We start from the raw sequence: 26,117 nt of genomic DNA, 5'->3' as shown, positions 1-26,117 counted from the left end.
GTGCTCGACAACGGAGATCACCAGTGGCAGTTCATGTTTTGATCGCGGAGGACCACGCGGTGGTCCGGGAGGGCCTGCGCGCCTTCCTGAGTCTTGACGGTGACATAGCGGTGGCCGGCGAGACAACCAACGGCCGGGAGGCTGTACGGCTGGCCCGGGAACTGAGCCCGGACGTGGTGCTGATGGACCTGATGCTGCCCGTCATGGACGGCATCGAGGCCACGGAGCAGATCCGCCAGGAGCTGCCCGAAGTCAGAGTGGTGGCGCTGGCGAGCGCATTGGACGGTGGTGCGGTGATGGCGGCCGTGCGTGCGGGCGCGACGGGCTTCCTGTTGAAGAACGCGGAGGCCGACGAGCTGCGGCACGCGGTGAAGGCCGTGGCGGCCGGGCGGACGTACGTCTCCAGCACAGCGGTCGCTCGCCTGGTCGACCAGGTCACGGACGCCGCCCAGCCGGGACGTCTCACCGAGCGCGAGTCGGAGGTCCTGGTCATGCTCGCCCGAGGCAAGGCGAACAAGGAGATCGCGCGTGAGCTGCGCATCGGGCAGCAGACCGTGAAAACGTACGTCAGCCACATCTTCGACAAGCTCGGCGTGCACAGCCGGACCCAGGCGGTCGCCCACGCCCTGAGGCTGGGGCTCGTGCCGTCCGGAGAACTCGCCCGCGGCCTCGTCGCGATGGACGAGTACCGGTGGTCGGCGTGACGGAACCCCCTCCCACCGCGATGCCGGCGGCACCGGGCGCGACGCCCGACGCCGAGTCCGGCGGGAGAGGAGGGCCGTCGCCCGGGGCAGGGCCCGCGGAGCTGCTCCTCGTGCTGGATCCGCAGGGGCATGTCCTGAGCGTCGGCGCGGGCGCCGCCTCGCTGGACGGTCACGATCCGGCCGAGCTGGTGGGGCGGCATGTCTCGCTCCTCTATCCGCCCGAGGACGCGGCGTCGGGCGGCGTGGCCCGCGCAATGGACGCGGCCGCAGGCCTTGGCGCACACCGGGAGTACGCCTGGCGCACGCGCCCGGACGGGGAACGCTTCTGGGCCGAGACGGTTGTCACGGCGACCCGGGACGCGGACGCACGCCTGTTCGGCTATTGCGTGGTTCTCCGCGATCTGAGCGCACACTGGTGGCACGAGCGCCGACAGAGAGCGGTCGCCGAGGTCACCAAGAGCGTTGTCGAGTGCGGTCCCGGGCTCGAGGTGCTGGCGCTGGCCGCGCGCCGGGTACGGGAGTCCGTCGGCGCGGAGACGGCCCGCGTACTGGCTCTGGACTGGGGAGACACACCGACCGTGTGCGCCGTGGACGGCGTCGGGGACGCGACTTCACCTGGCTTCGTTATGCCGGGGGAGGCCACGCTGGTACGCGAGGCGGTCCGCGTCGGACGCCCGAGGATCTTCTCCGACACCGACACCGACACCGACCACGAGCCGTCGAGGCTGCGGGCGGCGCTGCGGGAGGCTGGGCTGGCCTCGGTCATGGAGGTGCCGCTGACGGTCCGTGATCGGGTCGTCGGGCTGCTGGAGGTGGCGAACCGGCGGGGCGGGCGCTGTTTCACCTCCGAGGACCTGCGGATCGTGGAGCCGTTCACGGGACCGGTGGGGCTCGCGGTCGACCGGTCCCGTGCGGAGGAGGACCTGGACCGGCTCGGCCGCGGATCTCTGGTCGGCCAGGACGCCGTACGGCAGGCGCTGAACTCCGTGGCCGCCGAGGCGGTCAGCCGCACCGGTGCGGTGTGCTGCGTGATCTACCTCCTGGAACCAGGGGCGGGCCTGCGTCCGGCCGGCGGCCATGGTGGTACCGGTCCGCTCCCCTGCGACCAGGCGGAGCGCTCCGTCACTGATCCCGTGAGAGTGGTGATGGAGGCGATTACGACGGCGGCCCCGGTTTCCGGCGAGTTCCTGTCCGCCGTGCCGCTGTTGTGCCGCGAGGAGGCGGTCGGCGCCCTCTGCTGCCGCTTTCCACGGGGTCGGCATCCCGGTGCCGAGGATCTCGCGGCGCTCCAGACCCTCGCCGTCAGGGCCGCTGCCACGGTGGAGGCACAGCGGCTGTGGGCCGTGGCCCGGGAGCAGGCGACGCGCGAGGAACGGCGGTATCTGGCCCGTGAGTTGCATGACTCCCTCTGCCCGGCCCTCTACGGCATCGCCCTGAGCGCCCGCACCGCCCGCGAATTCCTCCGCCGCGGGCACACCGGGGCGCACCAGTCGATCGACTCCGTGCTCCGGCTGACCGACGCCGGACTGAGCGAAGTCCGGACGATCCTGTGCCGGATCAGTCCCGAGTCGCTGCAGACCGAGGGGCTGGTCACCGCGCTGAGCCGGTACGTCGGCCAGGTACGCGTGCGACACGCTGTCGTTGTCGAGGCGAAGCTCTCGGCGGAGCCGGACGCGGCACCGGAGGCCAAGCACGCGCTCTACCGGATCGCCCAGGAGGCACTGCACAACGTCATCAGACACGCGGCGGCGCGGCATGTCCTGCTCAGCCTGTACACGGAGGCCGACACCGTCACGCTCATGATCACGGACAACGGCGTGGGCTTCGACACGAGCAGATCCTTCCCAGGCCACCTGGGCCTGCGTTCCATGCAGGAGCGGGCGCGGGAAGCGGGCGGCACCCTTGAGGTGGACAGCCACCTCGGTCGCGGGACCCGGGTCCGGGTCGCCGTCCCGGCACGCCCGACACTGGCCGGACCGAGCGCCGGACGACCGCCGACGGACGCGTGACCGGCTGCGCCGGCCCTTCCGGCGAGTGTCCGGCGAGTCACCGACCGGCGCGCGTGGCTGCCGCGTCGCACAGCCCGGCCAGGGCATCTCTCGCCGCGCAGTCCGGAAGGTCCTCGAGCGCGGCCCGCGCCTGACGCGCCCGGCGCAGAGCGTCTCGTAGGGCCCGTCGCGGCGCCGGATGTCCCTGCGGGTGACACGGTCCACCAGGTGCCTCGGCCTGGAGAGGACCCTCGGCGACCGGCCCCAGTACGTCGTGCGTGAGTCTGAGCGCTGTGCCGAGCCGTTCGCCGTACCGGGCCAGGGCCTCTCCGGCGCGGTCGTCCGCGCCCGCCGCCAGGGCGCCCAGTCGCCCCGAGACGCCGGTGAGCGAGCCCGTCTGCGCGGCGGCCACCTCGCGGTGGTGAGCGACTGGGTCACATCCCTCGGCTGGGCCCGTCCGGCTCAGGATCTGGCCGGTGACCACGCGCTCGTACGCCGCGGTTTGGACGCGGACGGCGTGAGGGCCGAGGTCGGCCAGGATCTGTGAGGCGCGGGCGAACAGGAAGTCGCCGGTCAGGAGGGCGACCGAGGCGTCCGTGAGGGCGCCGGGATCCGGCCTGGTGAGCCGGGCCGCCTCCGCGTCGCGCACGCTGTCGTGGCTGAGCGTGGCGAGGTGCGTGAGCTCGACGGCGGCAGCCGCGGGCACGACACCGGGTGCGTGCGGGTCGCCGAACCGCGCCGCCAGCAGCACCAGCAGGGGGCGTAGTCGCCATGCCTGCGCGGTGCCCAGAAGTCCCAGGCCGGAGTCGGCGATGAAAGGGGCATCGCTCTTGACGGCGGCCAGCAGACACTCCTCCACGGCCGCTGAACCGGCCAGGAGGCCGGCCCGCAAGGCCCGGTCCCGTTCCCGCGGATTCGGACGGAAGAGGTCGGTGATGGCCACTGGACGCTCCTGCCTGTGCATGACCGCGTGGAACGGCGGCACGCCGTGCGTGGGTGTTACTGGGGGACGGGTCGGTTCCAGGGGATACGGCGTTGTCGTGCCGCTGGACCGGAACCGGTAGGGGCCGATGCAGGTCACTGCGGCGTGAAGCGAGGCGGCGCTGCACCATCACTCTCTTGCTGATCTGGTCGACCGCCGCCGCTGTGGGTGCGGCAGCGAAGGGGACGTGCGGCGGTCACTGGTCCGGAGTGTGCGTCTTCTCCGCCCTCCGCGGTGGGCCATGATCTTCTCCTTGTCCGGGGCTGGACCTGTGCCACGGCCCCGGTGGGAAACCCGGCGGTACGTAGTACGGATTCCACACCTGCAGGCGTTTCGCGCGGTGTCCACCGGTTTGGAGCTCATCGCTCGGATGCTCACATTCCAGCTCAGATGAGGGAATATGGTCCCAATAGAGCGTGTTTCCTTCTTGTTGGGGCCGGTGTCACTTCGCGTGCAGGGAGATGCCGTGAACAAGATCCCCGGATGGATGAGGGGCCCCGCTCCCCAAGCGCTCTCACCGAGCCCTGTGGTAAACGGACATCCCACGCATTCGCCTCTCCCTGCCGCCGCAGTGGGCACGGAGGCGAGGCCGATAGCGGACTATGCGCTGCTGTCGGACTGTCAGGGCGCGGCGCTCGTGGCGCGTGATGGATCGGTGGACTGGCTGTGCCTGCCCCGCTTCGACTCCGCCTCTGTCTTCGCGCGGCTGCTGGACCGTTCGGCCGGGCACTGGTGGATCCGCCCGGTCGGCGTCTTCACCGCACGCCGGGCGTACGTGGACACGACGATGGTGCTCCGTACCGAGTTCCGGACGGACACCGGAGTTGTTCAGGTGACCGACGCGCTGGCGGTGGGGCCGAACACGACCGGCCGGGTCCTCGGCCGCGAGGTGCCGCACACCCTGTTGCGTGTGGTGGAGTGCACGGAGGGATCGGCCAGGATGGCCGTGGAGTTCGCCCCCCGGCCGGACTACGGCGTGATCCGGCCACTGCTGGCGCCGGCCGAGGGAGGGCTGCTCTGCGCCTTCGGTTCCGGATCGTTGCTGCTGTCTTCACCGCTGCGGCTGGAGGGGCGGACCACGGCTCGTGGGCAGCTGACGCTGAGCGCCGGTGAGCGGGCGGGCTTCGCCCTGACGTACGCGCCCATCGGCGGCCGTCGAGAACTGTGGTCGCAGGACCGCATCGGCGAGGCGTTGCGGACCACCCTGGACGCCTGGCGCTCGTGGGCCGCGCTGAACCAGCGGTACGAGGGACCCTGGCGGGATGCGGTGCACCTCAGCGGGCGCGTCCTCCAGGCACTGACGTTCGCTCCGACCGGCGCCGTCGTGGCGGCGCCCACGACGTCATTGCCGGAGGCTGTGGGCGGTGAACGCAACTGGGACTACCGCTTCTCCTGGGTGCGGGACGCCTCCTTCACTCTGCACGCGCTGTCGGTCGCCGCCTGCCCGGGAGAGGCGGAGGCGTTCTTCTCGTGGATGGCACGGACCGCCTCCGCCGAGGGGCTCGCCGACGGTCAGTCACTGCAGGTGCTGTTCGGCGTCGGTGGCGAGTGGGAACTGACCGAGCGCACACTCGACCATCTGACGGGGTGGGGCGGCAGCCGGCCTGTGCGCATCGGCAACGATGCCTGGCGCCAGCGCCAACTCGACGTCTACGGCGAATTGTTGGACGCCGCGTATCGCTTGCGGGGTCAGTTGAACCGGCTGGACGAGCACGGCCGGTGGTTCCTGATAAGCCTGGCCGACGCCGCCGCGAACCACTGGACGGAGCCGGACCACGGTATCTGGGAAGTCCGCAGCCGCCCGCAGCACTTCGTCTACTCCAAGCTCATGTGCTGGGTGGCGCTCGACCGTGCCATCGGTCTGGCCGACGAGCTCGACGCCGCCATGCGGGTACCCGTCTGGAAGGCGGCCCGCGAGGTGATCCGTGCGGCGATCGAGGAACACGGCTGGAGCCGACGGGCCGGAGCCTACAGCCAGGCCTTCGGGTCCGACCTGCTGGACGCGTCGGCACTGATGCTGCCGATCACCGGGTTCACCATGCCGGACGACCCTCGGGCGCGAGCCACGGTTGCCGCCGTACGGGAGCGGCTGACCGGTCCGAGCGGTTTGATCCACCGCTATCAGCGGGTCGATGACGGCCTGGCGGGCGAGGAGGGAGCGTTTCTGATGTGCTCCTTCTGGCTCGCGCACGCACTCGCCCTGATGGGGGAGGGGGCTGAGGCGCGGGAGGTCTTCGAGCGGGCCGCAGCCTGCGCGAACGACGTCGGGCTGCTGGCGGAGGAAGTGGCTCCGGTGGGAGGCCAGCTGCTGGGCAACTTCCCGCAGGCGCTCAGCCACATCGGCCTGGTCAACGCCGCCTGGGCGATCGGCAGGGCGGAAGCGGCCGCGCACGGCTGAGAGGCCGCGGGCACGATGCCCGCGGCCTCTCTCCGCTCATACCCCGGGTGTGCGGGGGACTACTGCGAGGACTTCGCCGCCTTCGAGAGCGGCAGCGGGTCCTGGTACGTGCCGACCAGTGCCTGCTTGCCCGAGTCCACGGTCGTCCAGTCGTCCTTGAGGACGCCGCCGGTGTCACCGGAGTTGGGGTTCCAGCTCCAGTAGGTGTAGCTGATGCCGTTCTTCTTCAGGTACTTCATCAGGCTCTGCTGCCAGACGGCCTCGGTGCTCTTGCCTGTGCTCTTCCTGCCGCCGAACTCGCCCAGCAGCACGGGAGCGGTGCTCTCCTTCTTCAGGAAGCCCCAGTGCTTGTCCCAGAAGGCGGGCATGTTGTTCGGGAAGCTCTTGTCCATGAACCAGTTCTGGTTGTACACACCGGGCCCGTAGTCGTGCGCGGAGTACACGACCTTGTCGGCCTCCTTGAGCTTCACGGGGTGCTCCTTGGCGCCCCGCAGCTCGCCGCCCCACCAGGTGGACTCGTCCTTGTACTTGTCATTGCCCTCGACGAAGACCAGCCAGTCCGGGTTGACCGAGTGGATGGTGTTGCCGGCCTTCTCGGCGGCCATCTTCCAGTCGGTCTTGGGGTTGCCGTCGCCCCAGGTGGCCTGGCCGCGCGGTTCGTTGTGCAGGTCGGCCCCGATGACCTTGTCGTTGCCCTTGTACCGCTCTGCCAGCATCTTCCAGTCGGACAGCCACTTGCTCTCGGGGAGCTTGTCGGTGTACCAGAGCTCACTTTGGCCGTACTGGTCAGGGCGGTGCTGGTCGAGGATGACCATCATCCCGTGCTCGGTGGCGCTCTTGACGACCTTGTCCATGATCTGCAGGCCGCCCAGGCCCTTGAGGTCGGGGTTCTTCTTGTAGTCGATGCCGTTGGGCTTGCTCTTGGCGTCGAAGAGCTCATTGGAGTACGGCAGCCGGAGCGTGTTGAACCCGGTGTCGACCATCTGCTCGACCATGGAATCGAGGTTGCGGGCCCACAGGCCGTGCGGCGCGAAGGTGCCGGTCTCCAGGCCGAACCAGTTGACGCCGGTCAGGACGACCTTCTTGCCGTCGGCGTCCACGATGTCGCCGCCCTTGGTGTGCAGGGGGCCGTGCACCCCGGAAGCGGCGGTGTTCTCGGAGCCGCTCACAGAGTCCACTGTAAACGCGGTGACGGTTCCGCCGACGGCGGCGACTGCGACGGCCGCCCCAGCGACCCCCAGGATCAGCCGGCGCCGACCGCGGCCTCGCTTCTTCCCCTCGGTCGCGGTTTCGGAATACTCGGAAGGCGCAGACGTGGTCGGGTCGGTGTGGTTTTCCATGGGGGAATTCATGTGCTGAGACTCCTGAGGAATTCGGGTGCGTCGGTCTTGAGAATGCTGATGGGGAGTGTTTTCGCCGACGATTCCGGGCACTCCTTGTGCGGCTCGGTGGCTGCGGAAAGAAGGACGAGCAAAGCCATGGGAAGGAGTTCGCCGAGCTGGTGGCCGAGCAGGTGGGATTCCTGGTTCGCCGTATCCGAATCGACCAGGACGACATCCGGTGTCAGGTCGCTGATCTGCGATATCGCTTCGGAGATGGTGGCCACGGCCCCCGCGAGTTCATATCCCGGCTCCTCTTCCACGAGATCGGCGAGGGCCGCCAGTACCTGCGGATGAGGCTCCACGACGAGAACTTTTTTCATGGGCGATGGGCTCCTTCGGGCTTTTTGCTGCCGTGCCCACGAGGCTAGGAAAGGAGCCGTGTTCAAATCGCCGTACGACCGAGCGAATTCCAGGCACACCAATCGGCCGAATTCGGGCTACCTCAATTGAGGTAGCCCGAATTCGGCCGATTGGTTACTTATATCTGTTGTGTTGCTAGGTGAAGATGCTGGGTTTCCGTCGCGTCATCAGGCGAGCCGGTAGGCGTACTGCGCGTCGAAGGTTCCCGCGGCCGCGGCGCAGCCGTCGGCCTGGCCTGGCGGTTTCACCCACAGGTAGGCGTCGACACCACGGACGCCGGTGTCCGTCGTCGGGGTCTGTCCCAGGCGGCGGCCGGGTGGATCGCAGGCGCGATGGCCGCGGGTGGGTCCGGCTCCATTGCGGCTGGTGTCGATGACCATGGTCAGGCGGGTGCTGTTCAGCTCCCGGAGCACCGAGTAGCCGTAGTCGATCTCGTCACGGGTTCTGTTGTAGTTCGAGACGTTCAGCGCGATGCCGTCTCCGTAGCGGGTGGCACCGGCGCGCCGGAGACGGTCGGCCATGGTGCGGGCGGGGTGCCAGCCGGAATTTCCCGCGTCGTAGTACACCGAGGAGCGCGGGGCGTGGCGGTCCAGTACGCGGCCGGCGTAGGACAGGGCCGCGTACCGATCCCGCCGTTCCCGGGAGCTGAGGCAGTCGGCGAGCGCGAGCGCGTCCGGTTCGAGGACCACCAGTGCGTCTCTTGAACCGATTCCCCGGGCGAAGCCCTCGATCCAGTCCCGGTAGGCGGCGAGATCCCCCGTGCCGCCGGTGCTGTGCCCGGAGCAGTCGCGGCGGTGCGCGGCATACGGGACCAGGACCGGCATCGCGCCACGGGCCCGGGCTGCGTCGACCACGGTGCGCACCTCGCCCTCCACCTTCAGGGGATCCGGGTCGGTGAACCAGGCCCCCTGTGGCCGGGAGGCGATGCGCTCTCGGATGACCGCTGCCCGGGGGTCGCGGTGGTGTTCGCGCAGCCAGTGGGCGGCAGGGGTGTCGGGGGCGGTGTAGAGGCGGGTTGCGGCGGGGAAACGCGGCCCCGGCAGGGCGGGGGGCGAGGCGGCGCCGGGACGCGGGTCCGGGAGGAACGGGGCGTTGATCACTGCGGTGGAGATGGCCACGAGGAGGCCGAGAGCGGCCGGCAGAGCCCCCAGTCGCACCCTCCACGGACGCGGATGCGCGCGCCCCGGGGCCGGTGTTTCGGGGCGCGCGCGCTCGGGGACGGGGCCGCTCAAGCGGCTCGCCGTCAGTCGTTGTCCGTTGGGGTGACGCTGCGTCGGATCAGGAGCCATGCGATGACAGCCAGGACGAGGAGCGTTGTGGTCACGGCCAGAACGATCAGCGCCGGTCCGGCGTCGGAGGGCTCGGAGGTGGCGTGGTTCTCGGCGTTCGCCGCCTGGTCCTTCGGCGGCGCGGCCGCCTCGGAGCCGGACGGGACGGCGCGCTGCGAGAGCGCCGCAGCGGGGGCGACGACCCCCCGGCCGTACCGCGAATCCCAGTCCGCCTTGCCCTGCTGAGTGGCCGTCTCGGTCAGTGTCCGAGTGACCTGGCTGACAGTCCATTTCGGGTGTTCGGAGCGCAGCAGCGCGGCCGAGCCCGCTACCCAGGACGCCGCGAACGCGGTGCCGGAGCCGGTCCAGTAGTCGCGGTTCCTGGCGGTGGTCAGGATGTCGACGCCTGGCGCGGCCAGGTCCACATCCTTGCCGTGGTGGGAGTCCGGCCAGATCGCGCCCTTCTTGTCCATGGCGGTGACCGAGAGGACACCTGGATAGGCCGCCGGGTAGGTCTCCGCGTTGCCCGTCCCACCGGTGTCGCCCGCACCGGCCACGACCAGGGCGTCCCGGTCGGTCGCGAACTCGATGGCCGTCTTGAGGTCGTCGCTCGGGCGGGGGAAGCCGACGGTGACGTCGATGACTTCGGCTCCCTGGCGCGCGGCGTCCATGATCGACCTTGCGGTCGCAGCGGTCAGGGCCGTGTTGTCGCGGTAGACGCTGAAGGGGAGTATGCGTGCCTTCGGAGCGAGCCCGAACAGGCCGTCGCCGTCAAAGTTGCGGCCGGTTCCGGCGATCACGCCCGCCGCGTGGGTGCCCTGGATCGCTGCGGAGCCGCCCCCCTCATCGCGCGTGCCGTCGACGTCCCTGCTCTTGACGACGCGGCCCGCCAGGTCGGGGTGGGAGGCGTCGACGCCGGTGCCGATCACCGCGACCGTCACGCCCTCGCCCCTGGTGATCTCCCAGGCCTGCTCGGCCTTGAGCGCGGTCAGCGCCCACTCTGACTCGCGGAGGGCTCCGGAATCAGCCGGGGCGGCCGTGCCGGCCGCGACGACAGCGAGTGCCAGCGCCGCAGCGACGGCTCCGGCGCGTGTGGCGAGCATGGGGCCCGACGTCGTACGACCTGCCATAGCGAGGACCTACCTCTGGTGCTGGTGGGATGTGAGGCCGGGCCGCTGAAAGAAGCGCCGCGGCCCGGCCGTCCCAGCCCGGTGCCCCAGGAAGTGCCGGGCCGGAACACCCCTGCGCGCTCCATCGTCCGCAGCCGGAGAGCGGCGTGGCACCCGCCAATGGGGGAGAGATCGATCCCCTCTTTGGGGGAGTAGCGGGAGCGCGCGTTCCGATTCTCGGGCTGATCCCGAGGGCTCCCCCAAATGGGGGAGACCAGTGCCTCCCCCGAAGGCGGGGGTTCCAGTCACCCGTTTATGTGATGTTTGCGACTGCTCACGAGTGCAGGCTGGTCTGTGAGGTCCCGCCGGGCGGGGCCGGGGCGTTCTCCCGCCTTCGAGGAGCCGTGATGCACCACTTCCGAACGGTACCCGTGCACACCGACGAGCCACGAGTGGAGGCGGTACCGTCCCCGAAGCCGGCGCCCGGAGGCGTTCCTGCAATGTCCAGGGCCTGGGGTGGTCGGACCACAGGGCTGCTCACGAACCGGATCCTGCGGTTCGCGGTGGTCGGTGGCGCGGGCACGGTCGTGAACACGGCGGCTCTGTATGTCCTTCATCGCCCGCTGGGTGTGCCGCTGGTCGCTGCTTCGGCGCTGGCCGTCGAGTTCGCTGTGGTCCACAACTACCTGCTCAACGACTGGTGGACCTTCGCGGCGCGTGCACCGTCGCTCAGGCGGTTCGGGAAGTTCAACCTGTCCATGCTCGTCGGTCTCGCGGTCAATGTGCTCGCCTTGTGGGCTTTGGTGCACGGCGGAGTCCACCTCGTGGTGGCGAACCTCCTTGCCATTGGCGCCGCGTTCTCGGTCAACTACGCCTCCAGCGCACTGTGGGTGTGGGGGAGGAACCGATGATGACGCTCCTCCTGCACACCGGACTGGTCCTGGTCTCCCTCCTGCTCACGGTGCAGTCGGCCCACGTCCTGTACCTGATGCTCTACACCTGGGACCAGCCGGACGCCGAGGCGAAGGCCAAGGCGCCGGAGGAGTTCGTGGCGCCCCGGCTGTCGTTCAGTGTGCTGCTGCCGGCCCGGCACGAAGAGGACGTCATCCAGACCACCATCGACCGCGTGGTGCGTGCCGACTACCCGGCCGAGCTGCTGGAGGTCTTCGTGATCTGCTCGGCGGACGACACCGGCACGATCGGCAAGGCCGAGGAGAAGATCGCCGCACTCGGCCGCGAGGGGCTGCACAACGTCGAGGTCGTCGTCTTCGACGACAAGCCCATCAACAAGCCCCACGGCCTCAACGCGGCCCTGCCGCACGCGAGTCACGACGTGGTGACCATCTTCGATGCCGAGGACGACATCCACCCCGCGATCTTCGACCTGGTCAACACCGTGATGATCGAGGACGAGGTCAACGTCGTCCAGGCCGGCGTGCAGCTGATGAACTATCAGTCCACCTGGTACTCCGCGCTGAACGTCCTGGAGTACTTCTTCTGGTTCAAGAGCCGTCTGCACTACCACGCCCTTGAGGGGTCCATCCCGCTCGGCGGCAACACGGTGTTCTTCAAGCGTGAGTTGCTGGTGCGCCTGGGTGGCTGGGACGAGCACAACCTCACCGAGGACGCGGACCTGGGGCTGAGGGTGTCTGCCGCGGGGGAGCGGGTGCGGGTGGTCTATGACGACCGCTACGTGACGAAGGAGGAGACCCCGCCCACGCTGGGGCAGTTCATCCGGCAGCGCACCCGCTGGAGTCAGGGCTTCATGCAGACCCTGAGCAAGGGCACCTGGAAGCAGATGCCCACCCGCAAGCAGCGCTGGCTCGCCTTCTATGTGCTGGCGTTTCCGCACGGGCAGGCCCTGCTCGGCCTGTACCTGCTGGTCTCCCTAGGCATGATCCTTTTCCTCAGGGTGCCGGTGCTGGTGGCGCTCGTCTCCTGGTTGCCCGTGCTGATGCTCCTGGCGCACTTCGTGACGCAGGCCGTGGGCCTGTACGAGTTCACCGACGCCCACGGCCTCAAGGCCACCCCCAAGGCCGTCCTGAGGATGGCCGTCGCCTGGTACCCGTACCAGCTGATCCTCGCCTACGCCGCGCTCCGCGCCATGCGGCGCCAGCTGACCGGCCGCACCAACTGGGAGAAGACCCAGCACGTCGGCGCCCACCGGGACAAGGCATCGGAGGCGAACTCCCATGCCGCGTGAGATGAGACGGCGTGCGACAGGACCGGGTGTGACGAGGCCCCAGCTGGTCGTGGTCCACGACGGGGTTCGCACGCCGGCCGGCCAGGCCCCGGCGCCCACCGAGCGGAGCCCTCGGCCGGTTGTCCCTCTGGGCGGGGTCCCCCGGCTGGGGCAGCGCGGGCGGATCGCCCTGGGCGCCGCCGTGCTCACGGGGCTGGTCACGCACGGCTGGCACCTGTTCCAGTACCCGCTGTACCTCACCGACGAGGGCATCTACATGCAGCGGGCCTGGTCGCTCGTCCGGCAGACCCGCCTGTCGCCGTACACCTACGACTACGACCACGCGCCCGGAGGCTGGATCCAGCTCGCCGGCTTCGCCTTCCCGCTGCCGAACCAGTTCGAGACGTTCGGCAACGCGGTCAACACCGGCCGATTCCTGATGTTGCTGGTCCACCTGGTCAGTGTGGCCCTGCTCTTCGAGATCGTCCGGCGGCTGACCGGCAGCGTCCTGGCCGCCTCCGTTGCCGCGTTCTTCTACAACGTCTCGCCGCTCGCCGTCTACTACCAGCGGCAGGTCCTGCTGGACAATCTCATGATGTTCTGGGTGCTGCTGAGCCTGTACCTGCTGCTCGGCCGGGACATGAGAATCCGGCACGCACTGGGGGCCGGGACCGCGTTGGGGATCGCACTGATCACCAAGGAGAACGCGCTCTTCTTCGTCCCCACCCTGGTGTATCTGCTGCACCGCAGGGTGAAGGGCTCCACCCAGCGCCGGTTCACCCGGTCGCTCTGGCCGTTCGCGACGGCGATCCCGGTCGGCGCCTACCTGCTGTACGCCGTATTGAAGAACGAGCTGGTGCCCACGGGCCTCGATTTCGACCTGAACAACCCGCCGGCCGACCACGTGTCGCTGTTGTACACCCTGTGGTGGCAGCTCAACCGCAGTCAGGGCTCCCTGCTCAGCTCGGGCAGCTTCCTGTACAGCAGCTGGATCCCAAGGGACGGGCTGTTCTTGCTCCTGGGTCTGCTCGCCATGCTGGCCGCCCTGTACTGGGGCTTCAGGGACCGGGAGCGGAACCTGGGCTTCCTGGTGGTCGGCACGATGGCCGTTGCCTATGCCTTCTATCTCATCCGCGGCAGCGTGCTGCTGGACTTCTACATCGCACCGATGGTCGTGCTGTTCGCAATGAGCATCGGCATGGTGACCGACCGGCTGCTCGGCCGCCTGTCGTCCCGGCTGCGGATCGCAGTGCCCGCCATGGCCGGGGCTCTCCTCCTGTTCGTACCGGTGACCGACTATCTGCTGACGGTCAACGACGAGGGACGGGTGGCGGTCGCGGACCAGTACCACCCGAAGCTGAACCTGACCCGGATGCAGGAGCAGCAGGTCGCCTGGATACGGGGGAACGTCCCGGCGGACGCGCGGATCATCATGGACGACGACCTGTGGAGCGAACTCCACGACGTCCCCCCGTTCTACCCGTTCGCGCATTCCCACTGGAATGCCGCGGCCGACCCCGACGTGCGCGACAAACTCTTCGCCAAGAAATGGCGGAACATCGACTACATCGTCATGTCCAACAAGATGCGTCAGTCCATGGAAAGCAACAACGGCGACGGCCGTGAGGACTGGATCCTGACCGCGCTGAAAAACGCGAAGAAGGTCTGGGAGACCGGTCAGGGTGACATCAACCTGCAGATCTACCGGGTCGGTTAGTCCCGGGCCGAGGAGGTGAACGACATGCCCGAGAACCCCGAGAACAGGGACAAGGACATACCTGAGAGCCCCGAGGAAAACGAACAGGCCCCTCCCGGAGAAACCGGAGGAATGAAGCGGCGGTTCACCTGGAAGAAGCTCCTGATGATCGCCATCGCGCTCGTGGTCGTCGGCTCCCTCGTACAGGTCATCGCGAGGAGCGGCGGTTTCGGCGGCGCGCTGAACACCACCGGCGACAACTCCGAGAACAAGAAGAGCGCACCCAAGGAGATCGAGACACCGGCCCAGAAGCCGAAGACGGTCGAGCTGGGGGACCAGAAGATCCCCCAGGCGTCCGGGCCGATCATCGTGGTCAACCCCGGCCTGGTCACACCCGGCGGCAAGGCGACCGTCGAGGGCGCCGGGTTCGACGCCAAGTCCACCGTGGACCTGTTTCTGAAGACCTCGGCCAAGCAGAACGAGGGAAAGGGCATCGCCACGGCGAAGACCGACAGGACCGGGTCGATCAACACGCAGATCACCGTGCCCGAGAACGTCAGCAAGGGCGCCATTGTGGTCGCGCAGCAGCGCGACGCCGACAATGTGGCCGAGGCCCAGCTCGTCGCGGGCGGTGTGGTCGGCGCTGTGAAGATCAACAAAATGGTGGGCAAGCCCGGGGACTCGGTGTCGCTGAACATCCGCGGCTTCGGGGCCGGGGAGAAGATCGACGTCTTCTGGGGCCGCGTCGGCGGCAAGCCGGACGCCACCTTGACCGCCGACGGATCCGGCGGCATCGGCCGCGCGGACGTCAAGGTCGGCGTCGCACCCACCGGCGTCAGCACGCTGATCCTGGTCGGCGAGAAGAGCCAGACCACGGCCACCGCGCCCTTCCAGATCCTGGGCCTGTACCCGACGCTCAAGTCGTCGCCGTACGCCTTGAAGGCCGGACACCAGATCACCGTCTCCGCCGGCGGGTTCGCCCCGGCCGAGCGCGTCCTGTACTACATCAACAGCGCCAGCGGCGTTCCCGCCTTCACCGCCACCGCCGACGCCAACGGCAACGTCGGATCCGTGTCCTTCGACGTGCCGTTCGGCCTGGAGGGCGAGCAGAACCTCACCGCGATCGGCGACCGGACCCGGGCAGTGGTCCGCGCCGGCTTCCAGGTGATGCCCTACACGCCGACCGCCGAGCCCAGCACCTACTCCGGCAAGGCCGGTACGGCGGTGAGCTTCTACGTCACCGGCTTCGCCGCGAACGAGACCGTCACCCTCTACGCCGGCGGCCCGAACGGCGACGCCAAGAAGATCACGACGTTCCAGGTCGACGCCAAGGGCGAGGCGGAGGCCGCGGGTTCGTACCCGATCACCAAGGCCGACGAGGGCGGCGTGGCCTTCAAGCTCGTCGGCAGCAAGAGCGGCGGCGAGGCCAAGGCATCCGTCAACGCCGCCGAGGAGGAGGGACAACAGGACCAAGGACAGCAGGGCCAGGGGCAGTAGTCCGGACGGGCCGGATCAGCGGCCGAGCGCCGCAGAGCGACAACACGGGAGACAGACACAGGAGGAGAGCACCATGAGTGTCGTCTTCGGGCCCAACACCCGACGGGTCCTGCAGTTCCTCACCCACATCGAGGACCTGACGCCGCAGCAGATCGACCGGGTGGCCGGCCTGTGGCGGCAGACCTCCAGCCAGACCCGTGCCGAGGCGTGGGCCGAAGTCCGGCGCACCACCACCGATGAGGAGCGCTACCGCATCCACGTTGCGGCCTCGGTGGCCCGCCGCGCGGCCCTGGACACGGCGCAGAGCCACCAGAGGCACGACTGGGCCTTCTGGGCCGCGGTCTGGGACGCGGTGATGGCGATCGCGGTCTGCGACCGGATCGGCGGCCACTACGACGTCCTGATCGCCCCGGTCGCCGCCGTCATGCCCTTCCTGGGTGTGTGCCGGCGCGACGTACTCGGCCCCCGCCACCTGCCGGACGCCGTGCTCGGGGGGAGCGGGCGGTCATGAACCACCGCATCCCGGTGATGGTGGCCGACAACGACGCCGAGGTCCGCGAGGCCCTCGCGGACCTGGTCGAGTCGCACCCGGCCTTCCAACTGGTGGGCCTGGCTGTCGACCACGCCCAGACCATCTCGGTGGCCGGCCAGACACATCCGTGGGTGCTGGTCCTGGACGTCCAGATGCCCAAGGGCGACGCCCCCACCACCGTACGCACTCTCCGTGATCGCGCGCCGGACACGAGGGTTCTGGCCCTGTCCGCGTACGCGGACCGTGAGACGGTGACGAATGTGCTAGTCGCCGGGGCCGTCGGCTATCTGGTCAAGGGCGCGCCCGCGGAAGAGATCCTCGAAGCCATCACCCGCGCGGCCCGCGGCCAGTTCAGCATGTCGGCCGAGCTTGCCGGGGCCTGCCTGGAACCGCTGCGGCGCACCCCCGGACCGCCGGTGCCCGGGGCGGCAACCGCGCCCGTACGCATTGACGAGAAGGCCTGCCTGGACGTGCTCGAACAGGCACCCTGCGGCGTACTCGTGACCGGCGCCCAGGACCGCGTCGAACTCGCCAACGCCCACGCCCGCCACCTGTTCGGCTACAGCGCGACCGAACTGCGCGGCAAGCGGCTGCGCGACCTGCTGCCGGAGCACCCCGGTGCCGGGGTGGCCACCGGAGAGTTGATCGCCCCGGTCACGCCGGCGTTGCGCCGGGACGGTTCGGAGTTCCCCGCCCGGATCGGCGGCGGCCGACTGCGGGGCGGGCGTCCACGTTACGTGGTGTACGTGATGGACCTCAGCGGCGGGGGCGTGACCGGTGATCGGCTGCGCCAGCTCGTCGACTCCTCACCGGACGCGATGCTGGTCATGGACGCCGAGGGACGTATCCGGCAGGCGAGCCCGCGCGCCGAGACCCTGTTCGGATACAGCAGCGAGCAATTGCTCGGCACGCTCGTCGAGGTGCTGCTGCCCGACCAGCCGCTGACCGTCTCACTGCGCGACTGGGCCGACCCGCGCCAGGAGCCGACCGGACACAGCGTGGAACTGGTCGGCCGGCGCCAGGACTCCAAGCAGTTCCCGGTGGACGTGAGCGTCAGTCCGTTGCGTACCACCGAGGGCGTGTTCGCCGTGCTGACGGTCCGGGACATCACCGAGGTGCAGCGCGCCCAGTTCGTCCTCGAACGCAGCCTGGAACTCCTGGAGGGCACCGACCGCGACCGGCAGGCCCTCCTCAGCCACCTCATCCATGCCCAGGAGGAGGAGCGCAAGCGCATCGCCGCCGACATCCACGACGACACCATCCAGGTCATCACCGCGGCAGGCCTGCGCCTGCAGCAGTTCCGCAGACGGCTGAAGGATCCGAAGGACGTGCAGGTGATGGACCGGCTGGACGAGACCCTCAAACTCTCTCTGAGCCGCTTGCGCCAACTCATCTTCGACCTGCGGCCCTCCGCCCTGGAGCACGGCAGCCTGGCCACCGCCCTGAAGACCTTCCTCGATCGCATGCGCGCCGAGACCGGCATCCACTACAAGTTCGAGGAACGCCTGACGGCCACCCTGCCCGTCGAGACCATGGTGCTGGTCTACCGCACCGCCCAGGAAGCCCTGATCAACGTACGAAAGCATTCCCGGGCCAAGATGGTCCGCGTCCAACTGCTCGGTGTTGACGACGGCTGCCTGATGCGCATCGTCGACGACGGCGCCGGTTACGACCCCCTCGAAGTCGAGTCCCGCCCCGGCCACCTCGGCCTCACCCTCATCCACGAACGCGCCCAGATGGCGGGAGGCTGGAGCCGCGTGGAGAGCGAGCCGGGAGCCGGTACCACCGTCGAGTTCTGGGTGCCGATCGAGGAGACTCCGTTGCCGTCCACGGAATCCGGAACGGAGGAGAACGGCACGTCCGCGCCGAAGGACACCGGGCCATGAACCGAGCACCCGACCTCACCAAGGTGCTGCTCGTGGAGGACCACCGGGCCGTCGCCGAGGGACTGTGGGCCCTGCTCGACGAGTACGACGACCTGACCGTGGTCGGCTGGGCGGACTCCGTGGCCGAAGCCGTGCCGATGACGGAGCAGCTCTCCCCGCAGGTGGCGCTGATCGACTACCGGCTCCCCGACGGCACCGGCGCCGACGCCGCGGCCCGCATCCGCGCCCACGACCCCGCCGTCGTGGTCGTCTTCCTCAGCGCCGACACCAGCGACGCCGCCCTGCTGGCCGCGGTCGAGGCGGGCGCCAGCGGATACCTGCTCAAGTCGGCGGGCGGCGACGAGATTGCCGCAGCCATCCGGGCCGCGGCCGCGGGCGAGACCCTCATCCCCGCCCGCACCCTGATGGAGGTCCTCGCCCGCCACCGCGAGACCACCCGTGCCTCCGCCCAGCAGACGGAACGCCTGAACAGCCTCACCGCCCGGGAACAAGAGATCCTCGCCCTGATGACCCAAGGACTCGACAACCGCGCCATCGCCGACCATCTGACCATCAGCTACGCCACCGTACGCACTCACGTACGCGGGATCCTCGAGAAACTGGAGGCCCGATCTCAGCTTGAGGCAGTGGCCAAGGCCGCCGAATGGGGCTTCCGCCCCACGCAACACGGATCTGCGCCGGAGCCGGAGGGTCCGTGACGTCAGGCGGTCGGGCTTGGTGGCGAGCGAGGGAAGGAATCGCGCCATCAGCCGGGTTTCTGGAGCGTCACCCCTTGGATCCGGGACGGTGCGTCATGGATGGGATGGACGAACAGCCGCACACACCTCCGTCTCGTGGGCCGGAGAATTCGCCCTCGGAGCCGAACCGGCGCCAGGTGCTCAAGGGGGCCGCGGTCATCGGCGGTCTGGCGGTGCTGGTGGCGGGCGGCGGCTTCTACGGCGTGCGCCGGCTGACTGACGACTCGGGCGACGGACCGGCCTCGACAGCGCAGCCCGCGTCCCCGGGCGAGCCGACCTCGCTGGAGCGGCTGGCGGCGGGCGTGGTGCCCGGCGGCCCCGGCAAGGACGGCATCCCCGCCATCGACAAACCGCGCTTCGTCGACGCCGACGACGCACCACGCTTCCTCTCCGACGACCAGCCGGTGTTCGGCCTGGAGGGACAAGGCGGGGAACGGCCCCGTGCCTACCCGCAGCTGGTGCTGGTCTGGCACGAGATCGTCAACGACCGGGTGGGCGGCAGGCCGCTCACCGTCACCTACTGCCCGCTCACAGGGACCGCGATCGCCTTCACCGGCCCGCCCGACGGGGCTGGGCTGACCTTCGGCACCACCGGCAACCTCGTCAATTCCAACCTGCTGATGTACGACCGTCAGACCGACTCCACCTGGCCGCAGATCACCGGGACCGCCATCACCGGCAAGCGCAAGGGTCAGCGGCTCGCGACCACGCCGTTGGTGTGGACCACCTGGAAGACCTGGCGCACGGCCCGCCCCAGCACCAAGGTGCTGTCCACCGACACCGGCCACCTGCGCGACTACGGCAGCGACCCGTACGGCTCCTACACCCGCGACAGCGGCTACTACGTCGAAGGCGGCCCGATCTTTCCCGTGCTGGCCCGCGACCGGTCGAGGCGGTTCGCGGACAAGGACGTCGTGGTGGGCGTACGGAGAGGACAGCGCCACCTGGCTGTCGCCAAGAAGCGCATCGAGCGCGAGGGGGCTGTCCGTGCCGAGCTCGGCGGCGCACCAATGACCGTGCGCTGGAACCGAACGCTGGGCGCCGCTCACCTCGCCGGCGCCGAGGGCGGAACCGAGGCGTTCGACGCGATGTGGTTCGCCTGGTACGCGTTCCACCCCGATACCCAGGTGCTGTCATGAACCGGGTGGTGGCCGTCCTGTCCAGAGTGGGCGACGCATGGGACCGGGCCGCCCACGCCGTGGCGGCGACCCCTTCCCGCCTCCGCCGGGCGCTGTCCGTACGGCGGCGGCGCCGGATCGCGCTGGTCACGGGGGCCGTACTGCTGGTCCTGTACCTGACAGCCATCGGCGACCTCGTCTTCTCGCCATCGGGCCGCTGGGCCGGCATGCCCTTCGCGCAGACCGAGTGGGACCGGGTGTTCAGCACGCGTGCTCCGTACCTTTTCGAGCCGGTTCTGGTCCTGCGGACGCCATACATGGCTCTGTTCCTCAGCCCGGTCAACGTGCTGCTCGGCGCGGTCGTGGCCGGGCTCGCCGCCGCCAACATCGCCGTCGCGCCGGCCGCCCGCGACGAGACGGTATGCCGTGCGCCGCGCGCCCGAGGCCTGACCCGGCTGCTCGGCGTCCTGCCCGCCTTCCTGCTCGGCTTCGCCTGCTGCGTCCCGGCATTCTTGCTGGCCCTGGGCACCGGCACGGCCGCCGCAGTACTGCCCTTTGTGGTGCCCCTGCGCCCGGTGTTCTATCCACTCAGCCTGGTGCTGCTCACTGTCTCCGTCGTATGGGGCGCCAGGAAGCTCGACCCCCCGGCCAAGCAGAACGGAGCCGCGGACGATCCACCGGACCATGCTCAGCCCGCCCGGACGTTACGGGTTGCCGCCCGCGTCGAGTTCATTCAGCCCCAGGTGGCCCAACGCTGCCCAGAAGGCGGGTGATGACGGATCACCGAGGGTTCCGATCGCCGGACGGTACGGCTGTGAAGCCCTGCGTGGGCCGCACCGCCACACCCGACGGGATCTATGCGTCAGGTGACTCCGTCGCGCGCCCCGTTCGGGGCACCATCGCCGAGCGGACGGTGAAGGTCAGCCCGGGAGGGCTGCAGTTCCGGGGCAGCCCGGCGGTTCCACAGGGCCCGGGCGGCCCACCCGGCGGTCACGAGCACTGCGAGGGCCGCCACGATCGGCACCGGCCCCAGGTCGTTCAGCCATCGGGTCACGGTGCCCTGCCACTGGGTGACTGTGGAGACCACCGGGTCGTCCGCCGCGCCGCCGCCCAGCAGCCTGAGCTCGTACCAGCCGTAGTACGCCACGTACGCCCCGGCGATCAGCAACAGCGCTCCCGAGAGACGCGTGACGTACGGCAGGACCGCGCGGACCCGGGCCACGGCGGCCTGCCGGGACAGGGCGACGGTCAGGGTCAGCACGCCGACCACGGCCCCCATCCCGGCGGCGTAGGCGAGGAAGACGCCGACCACGCCCGGCACGCTGCTGCCCCGGAAGGCCGTGGTGGTGAGGGCCAGGAAAGGGCCGATGGTGCAGGACAGCGAGGCGACGGCGTATGAAATGCCGTACAGGCCCATGGAGAGAGCCGAGTCCGCCGGGCGGCTGGTCGTGTGTACCTTCGGCAGCCGCACCTGCAGTTCACGACCCGTGAGCAACCAGACGCCCAGGGCGAGCAGGATCAGACCGATGACGACGGTCGCCCAGGGCAGCCACCGCTCGACAGTGAGGGCGAGCGGGGAGACGACGAGCGCGAAGGTGCCGAAGACCGCAGCGAAGCCGCCCGTCATGGCAGCCGTGGCGATCAGTGCCCGGGTCACCGCGTCCCGCCTGCCGGTCCGGTCGCCGCCGGAGACGAATATGGTCAGGTAGGCGGGCAGGAGCGCGAAGCCGCAGGGGTTGACCGCGGCCAGCATGCCCGCGGTGAGCGCGAGTGCGTAGGGGATGCCGGTCACTGCTGGATCAGCCGCTCGACCTCGGCGTCGAACTGGTCCGCGCTCACGGCCCCGGGGGAGACCTGGATCTTTCCGTCGTCGTTGACGAACGCGACCGCGGGCTGGGCGACGACCCCGAACCGGCCCCACAGCGAACCGTCGGCGTCGATGGCGTGCCGCATGCCGTCGAGTCCGGTGTCGGCGACGAACTGCTTCATGTCCGAGGTGTCGCCGAGGCCCGGCATCCCGACGAAGGTGACCTTGTCGCCCCACTTCTCGGCGGCCTTGGCGATGGTCGGAGCCTCGCCTCGGCACACCGTGCACCAAGGGGCCCAGAACCACAGCACCGCGTCCTTGCCGGCCAGCGAGGTGCCCTCGAACGACTTGCCGTCCACGGTGGTCGCCTTGAACTTCAGCTGGGTCGGCACCTTCGCCGCCGCGCCGCCCGCGTCCGCCTTGGACGTCTTGGACGTCTTGGACGTCTTGGCACCGGTACCCCCGGCGGTCTCTTTGGTGCCGCAGCCCGCCGTCAGTGCGGCGAGGGCCACAGCTGCCAACGCGGCGGCGGTCGTGATCGTCCGGGAACGAAGAAGGCGCATCGAATTCCTCCGGGGAAGGCGTGAAGTCCGAACGGTGCGGTGAACGGCACGACGGAAACCCGGTATCGGGCACGGAACTTCCCTCGTTCCCCGGTCGGCGCAGATAGGTCGTCCCAAGACGGACAGACTGTCTCAAGGTGGACGCGCACTCCGACGAACGCCGCGTCAGCCGATGTCGAACGCCGGACCGGTGATCGTCAGCCCGAGGTCTCCACCGGCGTGCGAGATGAGAGCGAGCAGCATCAGCGAGGCTCCGGCAAGGGCCATGTCCTTGAGGAACTGGACCATTTCCAGCTGCCGGGCCTGGGCGTCGCTCTCCTTCCAGAACGCGTGCATCAGCAGTGCCGTCGGGATCAGGAACACGGCCAGCAGCAGGGCGCCGAGGTCGGCCCAGATGCCGAGCAGGACGCTCAGTCCGCCGATGAGGAGCAACAGCCCGCCTCCGCGGATCACTGGGACGGAGGACGGTGCGCCTCTGGACGCGGCGTAGTCCGCCATTGTCTTGGTCTGCTTGAGGTGGCCGAAGGCTGAGCCGAGGAAGAGCGCCGCGAAGAGAATGCGGCCGATGAGCACCAGGACGTCCATGATGACCTCCGGGAGTGGAATGCTGCTGAAGCAGAGACCACCTGTACAAAAGGGTACTCTTCGATCATGTCCGCCGCGGTCCGTGCGGGAATGGAATGCGGGCTCAGGAGCGAAGGGTTTCCGTCATCGTGGAGGAACGGCTGCCGCACGCACACACGGAGCGGGACAAGAAGTTCGCCCAGTGCGTGCTGCCTGAGGTGGAGATGCTGCTACGGGTGGCGACGACGTTGACCGCGCGGCCGGGCGAGGCCGAGCAGTGGGTGCGGGACACCCTGCTGCGGGCGTACCCGATGTGTGACCGCTTCGACGGTCAGCAGCCGAGGGCCTGGCTGCTGACCCTGATGCACCAGGCGCGCACCGACCGGCCTCGCGACGGCGGAACACAACTGCCGGACGGACGGGGCGGCGGCCCTGTCCGGGCGTTGGTGGGCTCCCTTGGGCGCCCCGGGGAATCGCTCGTGGTCGGACCGGCGTTCCACGAGGTCGTCGACAGCGCGCTGGCGGCTCTGCCGGTCAGATACCGGCAGGTGGTCAGGCTCGTGGACATCGACGGTCTGTCGTACGCGGAGGCGGCCGGCTTGCTGGGCATGCGCGAGGCGACCGTGACGAGTCGCCTGCGCCGGGCGCGCAGGCGCATCCGCGTCCGGCTGGCGGCGGCCGGACTGGTGCCGGGACGAGGTGAGCGGTGAGCATGTGGTCGAAGCGACGACAGCCGGCCGAGCGCAGGATGAACTGCATGCAGGTGGCCCGGGTCCTACAGGCGTACCTGGACGGGGAGACCGACGAGGTCACGGCCCGCCGGGTGGCGGCCCATCTTGAGGACTGCCGCCGCTGCGGACTGGAAGTCGAGACCTATCGGAAGATCAAGGACGCGCTCACCCGCCGGTCGGAGCCGGATGCCGAAGCGGTCGAGCGGCTGCGCGGCTTCGCCGAGGGACTGCTGCACAGCGGTGAGAACGGGGAGGAGGGGCGCACCCGACAGGGATTCGACCCGATCCCCTGATCGGAACGTGGCGTTCCGGCTGTCGGCCGCCTTTCCGGACGTGCACGCTTGGCCGACTGTGAGGACGGCGAGAGCAGGTGGGATGAGGAGATCATGTCCGACGACCGCCGCGAGGACCCCTTGGTCCTGGTCTTCGATGTGAACGAGACACTCAGCGACCTCACACCGCTGCGGGACCGCTTCGAGGATGTGGGCGCTCCGGCGGAGCTGATGCCCACCTGGTTCGCCGGGGTGCTGCGCGACGGGTTCGCGCTGACCGCCGCGGGCGCGTACGCGGACTTCGCGTCCATCGCCCGGGACGGGCTGCGGGCCGTGCTGTCGTCCCGGGCGGGCGAGTGGACCGGCGATGTCGAGGGCGCGGTCCGGCACGTCATGGACGGATTCGGCCTGCTCGACGTGCACCCCGATGTCCCGGACGGCGTACGGAAGCTGAGCGTGGCCGGGTTCCGGCTGATGACCATGACCAACGGCAGCGCCCGACTGACCGAGCAGCTGCTCGCCAAGGCGGACCTGCTGGAGTCCTTCGAGGCGCTGCTGGACGTCGGCGGGCCGCAGTGCTGGAAGCCCGCCCCGGCCCCCTACCGGTACGTCGTCGAGTACGCCACAGTGCCGCCCGAACGTGCTCTGCTGGTCGCCGTGCACCCGTGGGACGTCGACGGTGCCCTGCGGGCGGGTCTGGGCGGCGCCTGGCTGCGCCGCGACGCGGTCGTCCACCCGCAGGCGATGTCCCGGCCGACCTACAGCGTGCGGGACCTGCGGGAGCTCGCCGACATCCTGACCGCGGACAAGGCATGAGAACACCTGCGGGGTGACTCGCGGGGGATGCGGCGCAGGGAGGCGTGCGCCCTGCCATCTCTGCCACCGCCGCCGCGACATGGGCGGTGGGCACAGCACTCCTGACGGAGCTGGCCCGCGCCGTCGGGCGGCACCGCGGCGTGCACCCGTGGGACGTCGATGTCGCTGACGGTGTGGCCGAAGTGCTGCAGACGGGGTCGGCGTACGGGTTCGAGCGTCACCAGACAAGACGGGCCCGCGCCGACGCCACTCGCGTGGCCACCGCCCGGAGCCGGGTTGTGCCGTTCGGGAGGGGCCAAAGGGAATGTGGACAGGCCGTCAGCGGGTTTCCTGCATGCGGAAGGGCCGTTAGTGGACGTCCGCGCCCCTGTCGGGCGGTGAGCGGGGGCGCCGATTGCCCGGCGCACGGGGCGGTTCCGTGGTGAGCGGGGACCGAACGCTCACCGTTCGGGCGCGCGGACCTCGTAGCCGCGCTCAGGGGGCGACGACCTCGAAGCGACGGTCGGTCCGAGACCGAGGCGAGGTGGACGATGAGGGTGTGGCCGAGACGGCGGGACCTGGCGCAGCGGAGGATGGGCTGCGCCGAGGCGGTTCGTGTCCTGCAGGCGTATCTGGACGGGGAGACGGACGAGGTCACCGCCCGCCGGGTGGTCGCACACCTGGACGACTGTCGCGACTGTGGCATGGAGGCTGACCTGTACCGCGAGATCAAGAAGTCGCTGGCCCGGCGGGAGCGGCCCGACGCTCGGGCAGTGGAGCGACTGCGCGGGTTCGGCGAGTCCCTGCTGCACACCGGCCCGGGTGACGGGGGCGCTCGCATATCCGGCGGCTGAGCGCCACTTGCCAGATACCGGGAGAAGGGAGCTGCGCGCTGTTTCGCTTCCACGGCGTACGGCGGTGATCCGGGAGGGTGACTCGAGTCGTGCGTCCCGGCCACGGCATGGACTCCACTCGCGGTGCTCGATACGTTCCACCCTGATTGTCGACTCCCCGGATGGGGAGTCCGTAAACGGAGCGCACCCGCAGAGCCACCCTGACGGATGCCGACGAGCAGGCTGGTAGGAGGGGCGGCATCGGCACACCGCGTTGATCCGGGACGGCTGGCGGGGCCCCGGCGATAGATCGTGATCTTGCTGGTGGGGGGCCTGTTCGGGCAAGGATGCGGCCACCGTTGACCATCGGCGTGTGAAGGCAAACGATCATGCGGCGGCTGCAGGTCACAGCGTAGACCCTGCCCGCTGGGAGGAGGCATTCGAGGGCCTGATGGACCGGATATCGGGACGGTTCGCGCGGGTCGAACCCCGTCGTCGTGTCCGGCAGTTGGCGCGCGGGCTGCTGTCGGACCTGCCGCGCAAGAACTGCTGGACCATCGCCGAGCGGGGGCACGCGCACGGGGGGCGTCCAGCGGCAGTACTCCGGCACCGCGGGGGCCCGTATTTCAATAACTGTCAGGGACGGGATTCCGCAGTTGTTCGGGCGTGTAGCTGTTCCAATGTGCGGGCGGGCGATCCGGGGATCGGCGTGA

24 protein-coding genes and 1 pseudogene are annotated in these 26,117 nt (G+C 69.7%); 17 read left to right on the top strand and 8 right to left on the bottom strand.

Translation table 11 applies throughout. The features are described 5' to 3' along the window. Positions 1-23: 23 nt before the first annotated feature. Together ADL12_RS19920 and ADL12_RS19915 are read left to right on the top strand one after the other, a co-directional pair. Positions 24-704, top strand: coding sequence for a response regulator (locus tag ADL12_RS19920; RefSeq protein ID WP_062704022.1), 681 nt, complete (start codon positions 24-26; stop codon positions 702-704). Next, the gene (locus ADL12_RS19915; RefSeq protein ID WP_159053214.1) at positions 701-2,713 is read left to right on the top strand and encodes a GAF domain-containing protein; all 2,013 of its coding nucleotides are present in this window, start codon (positions 701-703) and stop codon (positions 2,711-2,713) included. Before ADL12_RS19920 ends, ADL12_RS19915 begins: the two co-directional genes overlap by 4 nt. Positions 2,714-2,750: 37 nt before the next feature. Here ADL12_RS19915 and ADL12_RS19910 read toward each other — a convergent pair whose 3' ends face one another. Further along, positions 2,751-3,629 (bottom strand): polyprenyl synthetase family protein, encoded by an 879-nt coding sequence (locus ADL12_RS19910; RefSeq protein WP_244187974.1) that lies wholly within the window; start codon positions 3,627-3,629, stop codon positions 2,751-2,753. 445 nt (positions 3,630-4,074) lie between these two features. Here ADL12_RS19910 and ADL12_RS19905 point away from each other — a divergent pair, with 445 nt between their 5' ends. Next, positions 4,075-6,072, top strand: a complete 1,998-nt coding sequence (locus ADL12_RS19905; RefSeq protein ID WP_341846364.1) for a glycoside hydrolase family 15 protein — start codon at positions 4,075-4,077, stop codon at positions 6,070-6,072. A gap of 59 nt (positions 6,073-6,131) precedes the next feature. Here the strand turns inward: ADL12_RS19905 and ADL12_RS19900 are convergent, their stop codons facing one another. The 4 genes from ADL12_RS19900 to ADL12_RS19885 form a co-directional block, all read right to left on the bottom strand. Further along, positions 6,132-7,241 (bottom strand): glycoside hydrolase family 5 protein, encoded by a 1,110-nt coding sequence (locus tag ADL12_RS19900; protein WP_244187963.1) that lies wholly within the window; start codon positions 7,239-7,241, stop codon positions 6,132-6,134. Positions 7,242-7,420: 179 nt separating this feature from the next. Next, complete coding sequence (locus tag ADL12_RS19895) at positions 7,421-7,774, bottom strand: response regulator transcription factor (RefSeq protein ID WP_062704018.1); 354 nt, start codon at positions 7,772-7,774, stop codon at positions 7,421-7,423. Between the two features lie 207 nt (positions 7,775-7,981). Continuing rightward, the gene (locus tag ADL12_RS19890; RefSeq protein WP_244187962.1) at positions 7,982-8,971 is read right to left on the bottom strand and encodes a glycoside hydrolase family 6 protein; all 990 of its coding nucleotides are present in this window, start codon (positions 8,969-8,971) and stop codon (positions 7,982-7,984) included. A gap of 86 nt (positions 8,972-9,057) precedes the next feature. Continuing rightward, positions 9,058-10,185 (bottom strand): S8 family serine peptidase, encoded by a 1,128-nt coding sequence (locus ADL12_RS19885; protein WP_244187961.1) that lies wholly within the window; start codon positions 10,183-10,185, stop codon positions 9,058-9,060. Positions 10,186-10,691: 506 nt separating this feature from the next. On the opposite strand from ADL12_RS19885, the gene ADL12_RS19880 reads away from it, so the two are divergent. The 9 genes from ADL12_RS19880 (at position 10,692) to ADL12_RS19840 (ending at position 20,612) form a co-directional block, all read left to right on the top strand. After that, positions 10,692-11,102, top strand: a complete 411-nt coding sequence (locus ADL12_RS19880; RefSeq protein WP_062704016.1) for a GtrA family protein — start codon at positions 10,692-10,694, stop codon at positions 11,100-11,102. After that, on the top strand, positions 11,099-12,394 hold the full coding sequence (locus ADL12_RS19875; RefSeq protein ID WP_244187960.1) for a glycosyltransferase: 1,296 nt from the start codon (positions 11,099-11,101) through the stop codon (positions 12,392-12,394). The genes ADL12_RS19880 and ADL12_RS19875 overlap by 4 nt, the downstream gene beginning before the upstream one ends. 28 nt (positions 12,395-12,422) lie before the next feature. Continuing rightward, on the top strand, positions 12,423-14,090 hold the full coding sequence (locus tag ADL12_RS19870) for an ArnT family glycosyltransferase (RefSeq protein ID WP_244187959.1): 1,668 nt from the start codon (positions 12,423-12,425) through the stop codon (positions 14,088-14,090). A gap of 24 nt (positions 14,091-14,114) precedes the next feature. Beyond that, positions 14,115-15,566: a hypothetical protein gene (locus ADL12_RS19865; protein ID WP_062704014.1), complete on the top strand. Its 1,452-nt coding sequence runs from the start codon at positions 14,115-14,117 to the stop codon at positions 15,564-15,566. A gap of 73 nt (positions 15,567-15,639) precedes the next feature. Further along, positions 15,640-16,077 carry a hypothetical protein gene (locus ADL12_RS19860; protein WP_062704013.1) on the top strand — a complete coding sequence of 146 codons (438 nt, stop codon included), beginning with the start codon at positions 15,640-15,642 and terminating at the stop codon, positions 16,075-16,077. Next, entirely contained in the window at positions 16,074-17,984 is a 1,911-nt protein-coding gene (locus ADL12_RS19855) for a PAS domain S-box protein (protein ID WP_062704012.1), read from the top strand. Before ADL12_RS19860 ends, ADL12_RS19855 begins: the two co-directional genes overlap by 4 nt. After that, entirely contained in the window at positions 17,981-18,682 is a 702-nt protein-coding gene (locus ADL12_RS19850) for a response regulator (RefSeq protein WP_062704011.1), read from the top strand. The genes ADL12_RS19855 and ADL12_RS19850 overlap by 4 nt, the downstream gene beginning before the upstream one ends. A 176-nt stretch (positions 18,683-18,858) precedes the next feature. Beyond that, a complete protein-coding gene (locus ADL12_RS19845) occupies positions 18,859-19,860 on the top strand; it encodes a DUF3179 domain-containing protein (protein WP_062704010.1) in 1,002 nt (333 codons plus the stop codon). Further along, positions 19,857-20,612 (top strand): hypothetical protein, encoded by a 756-nt coding sequence (locus ADL12_RS19840; protein ID WP_062704009.1) that lies wholly within the window; start codon positions 19,857-19,859, stop codon positions 20,610-20,612. Before ADL12_RS19845 ends, ADL12_RS19840 begins: the two co-directional genes overlap by 4 nt. Before the next feature lie 89 nt (positions 20,613-20,701). On the opposite strand, the gene ADL12_RS19835 is transcribed toward ADL12_RS19840, so the two are convergent. The 3 genes from ADL12_RS19835 to ADL12_RS19825 all read right to left on the bottom strand — a co-directional run bounded on the left by ADL12_RS19835 (position 20,702) and on the right by ADL12_RS19825 (position 22,794). Continuing rightward, positions 20,702-21,631 carry a cytochrome c biogenesis CcdA family protein gene (locus ADL12_RS19835; RefSeq protein WP_063806694.1) on the bottom strand — a complete coding sequence of 310 codons (930 nt, stop codon included), beginning with the start codon at positions 21,629-21,631 and terminating at the stop codon, positions 20,702-20,704. Further along, the gene (locus ADL12_RS19830) at positions 21,628-22,209 is read right to left on the bottom strand and encodes a redoxin family protein (protein WP_062704008.1); all 582 of its coding nucleotides are present in this window, start codon (positions 22,207-22,209) and stop codon (positions 21,628-21,630) included. The genes ADL12_RS19835 and ADL12_RS19830 overlap by 4 nt, the downstream gene beginning before the upstream one ends. Before the next feature lie 165 nt (positions 22,210-22,374). After that, positions 22,375-22,794: a DoxX family membrane protein gene (locus ADL12_RS19825; RefSeq protein WP_062704007.1), complete on the bottom strand. Its 420-nt coding sequence runs from the start codon at positions 22,792-22,794 to the stop codon at positions 22,375-22,377. A 128-nt stretch (positions 22,795-22,922) separates the two neighbouring features. On the opposite strand from ADL12_RS19825, the gene ADL12_RS19820 reads away from it, so the two are divergent. The 5 genes and pseudogenes from ADL12_RS19820 to ADL12_RS58495 all read left to right on the top strand — a co-directional run. Beyond that, positions 22,923-23,483, top strand: a complete 561-nt coding sequence (locus tag ADL12_RS19820; protein WP_244187958.1) for a sigma-70 family RNA polymerase sigma factor — start codon at positions 22,923-22,925, stop codon at positions 23,481-23,483. Between the two features lie 2 nt (positions 23,484-23,485). Beyond that, positions 23,486-23,797 carry an anti-sigma factor family protein gene (locus ADL12_RS19815; RefSeq protein ID WP_107119967.1) on the top strand — a complete coding sequence of 104 codons (312 nt, stop codon included), beginning with the start codon at positions 23,486-23,488 and terminating at the stop codon, positions 23,795-23,797. Positions 23,798-23,890: 93 nt separating this feature from the next. Beyond that, complete coding sequence (locus ADL12_RS19810; RefSeq protein WP_062704060.1) at positions 23,891-24,592, top strand: haloacid dehalogenase type II; 702 nt, start codon at positions 23,891-23,893, stop codon at positions 24,590-24,592. 530 nt (positions 24,593-25,122) lie between these two features. After that, positions 25,123-25,425, top strand: coding sequence for an anti-sigma factor family protein (locus tag ADL12_RS19805; protein WP_107119966.1), 303 nt, complete (start codon positions 25,123-25,125; stop codon positions 25,423-25,425). Positions 25,426-25,855: 430 nt separating this feature from the next. Beyond that, positions 25,856-26,021 (top strand): annotated as a pseudogene (locus ADL12_RS58495) (IS701 family transposase); the annotation flags it as partial. Between the last annotated feature and the right edge of the window lie 96 nt (positions 26,022-26,117).

The sequence above is a fragment of the Streptomyces regalis genome (genome assembly GCF_001509475.1).
Taxonomy (GTDB): Bacteria; Actinomycetota; Actinomycetes; order Streptomycetales; family Streptomycetaceae; genus Streptomyces; species Streptomyces regalis.
This window is presented reverse-complemented; position numbering and strand designations above follow the sequence as displayed.

Excerpts from the sequence above, each read along its gene's own strand:
- ADL12_RS19905 (WP_341846364.1), top strand. The coding sequence starts at position 4,075 with ATGGTCCCAATAGAGCGTGTTTCCTTCTTGTTGGGGCCGGTGTCACTT.
- ADL12_RS19895 (WP_062704018.1), bottom strand. The coding sequence starts at position 7,774 with ATGAAAAAAGTTCTCGTCGTGGAGCCTCATCCGCAGGTACTGGCGGCC.
- ADL12_RS19885 (WP_244187961.1), bottom strand. The coding sequence starts at position 10,185 with ATGCTCGCCACACGCGCCGGAGCCGTCGCTGCGGCGCTGGCACTCGCT.
- ADL12_RS19880 (WP_062704016.1), top strand. The coding sequence starts at position 10,692 with ATGTCCAGGGCCTGGGGTGGTCGGACCACAGGGCTGCTCACGAACCGG.
- ADL12_RS19875 (WP_244187960.1), top strand. The coding sequence starts at position 11,099 with ATGATGACGCTCCTCCTGCACACCGGACTGGTCCTGGTCTCCCTCCTG.
- ADL12_RS19865 (WP_062704014.1), top strand. The coding sequence starts at position 14,115 with ATGCCCGAGAACCCCGAGAACAGGGACAAGGACATACCTGAGAGCCCC.
- ADL12_RS19860 (WP_062704013.1), top strand. The coding sequence starts at position 15,640 with ATGAGTGTCGTCTTCGGGCCCAACACCCGACGGGTCCTGCAGTTCCTC.
- ADL12_RS19855 (WP_062704012.1), top strand. The coding sequence starts at position 16,074 with ATGAACCACCGCATCCCGGTGATGGTGGCCGACAACGACGCCGAGGTC.
- ADL12_RS19850 (WP_062704011.1), top strand. The coding sequence starts at position 17,981 with ATGAACCGAGCACCCGACCTCACCAAGGTGCTGCTCGTGGAGGACCAC.
- ADL12_RS19840 (WP_062704009.1), top strand. The coding sequence starts at position 19,857 with ATGAACCGGGTGGTGGCCGTCCTGTCCAGAGTGGGCGACGCATGGGAC.
- ADL12_RS19830 (WP_062704008.1), bottom strand. The coding sequence starts at position 22,209 with ATGCGCCTTCTTCGTTCCCGGACGATCACGACCGCCGCCGCGTTGGCA.
- ADL12_RS19825 (WP_062704007.1), bottom strand. The coding sequence starts at position 22,794 with ATGGACGTCCTGGTGCTCATCGGCCGCATTCTCTTCGCGGCGCTCTTC.
- ADL12_RS19815 (WP_107119967.1), top strand. The coding sequence starts at position 23,486 with ATGTGGTCGAAGCGACGACAGCCGGCCGAGCGCAGGATGAACTGCATG.
- ADL12_RS19810 (WP_062704060.1), top strand. The coding sequence starts at position 23,891 with ATGTCCGACGACCGCCGCGAGGACCCCTTGGTCCTGGTCTTCGATGTG.
- ADL12_RS19805 (WP_107119966.1), top strand. The coding sequence starts at position 25,123 with ATGAGGGTGTGGCCGAGACGGCGGGACCTGGCGCAGCGGAGGATGGGC.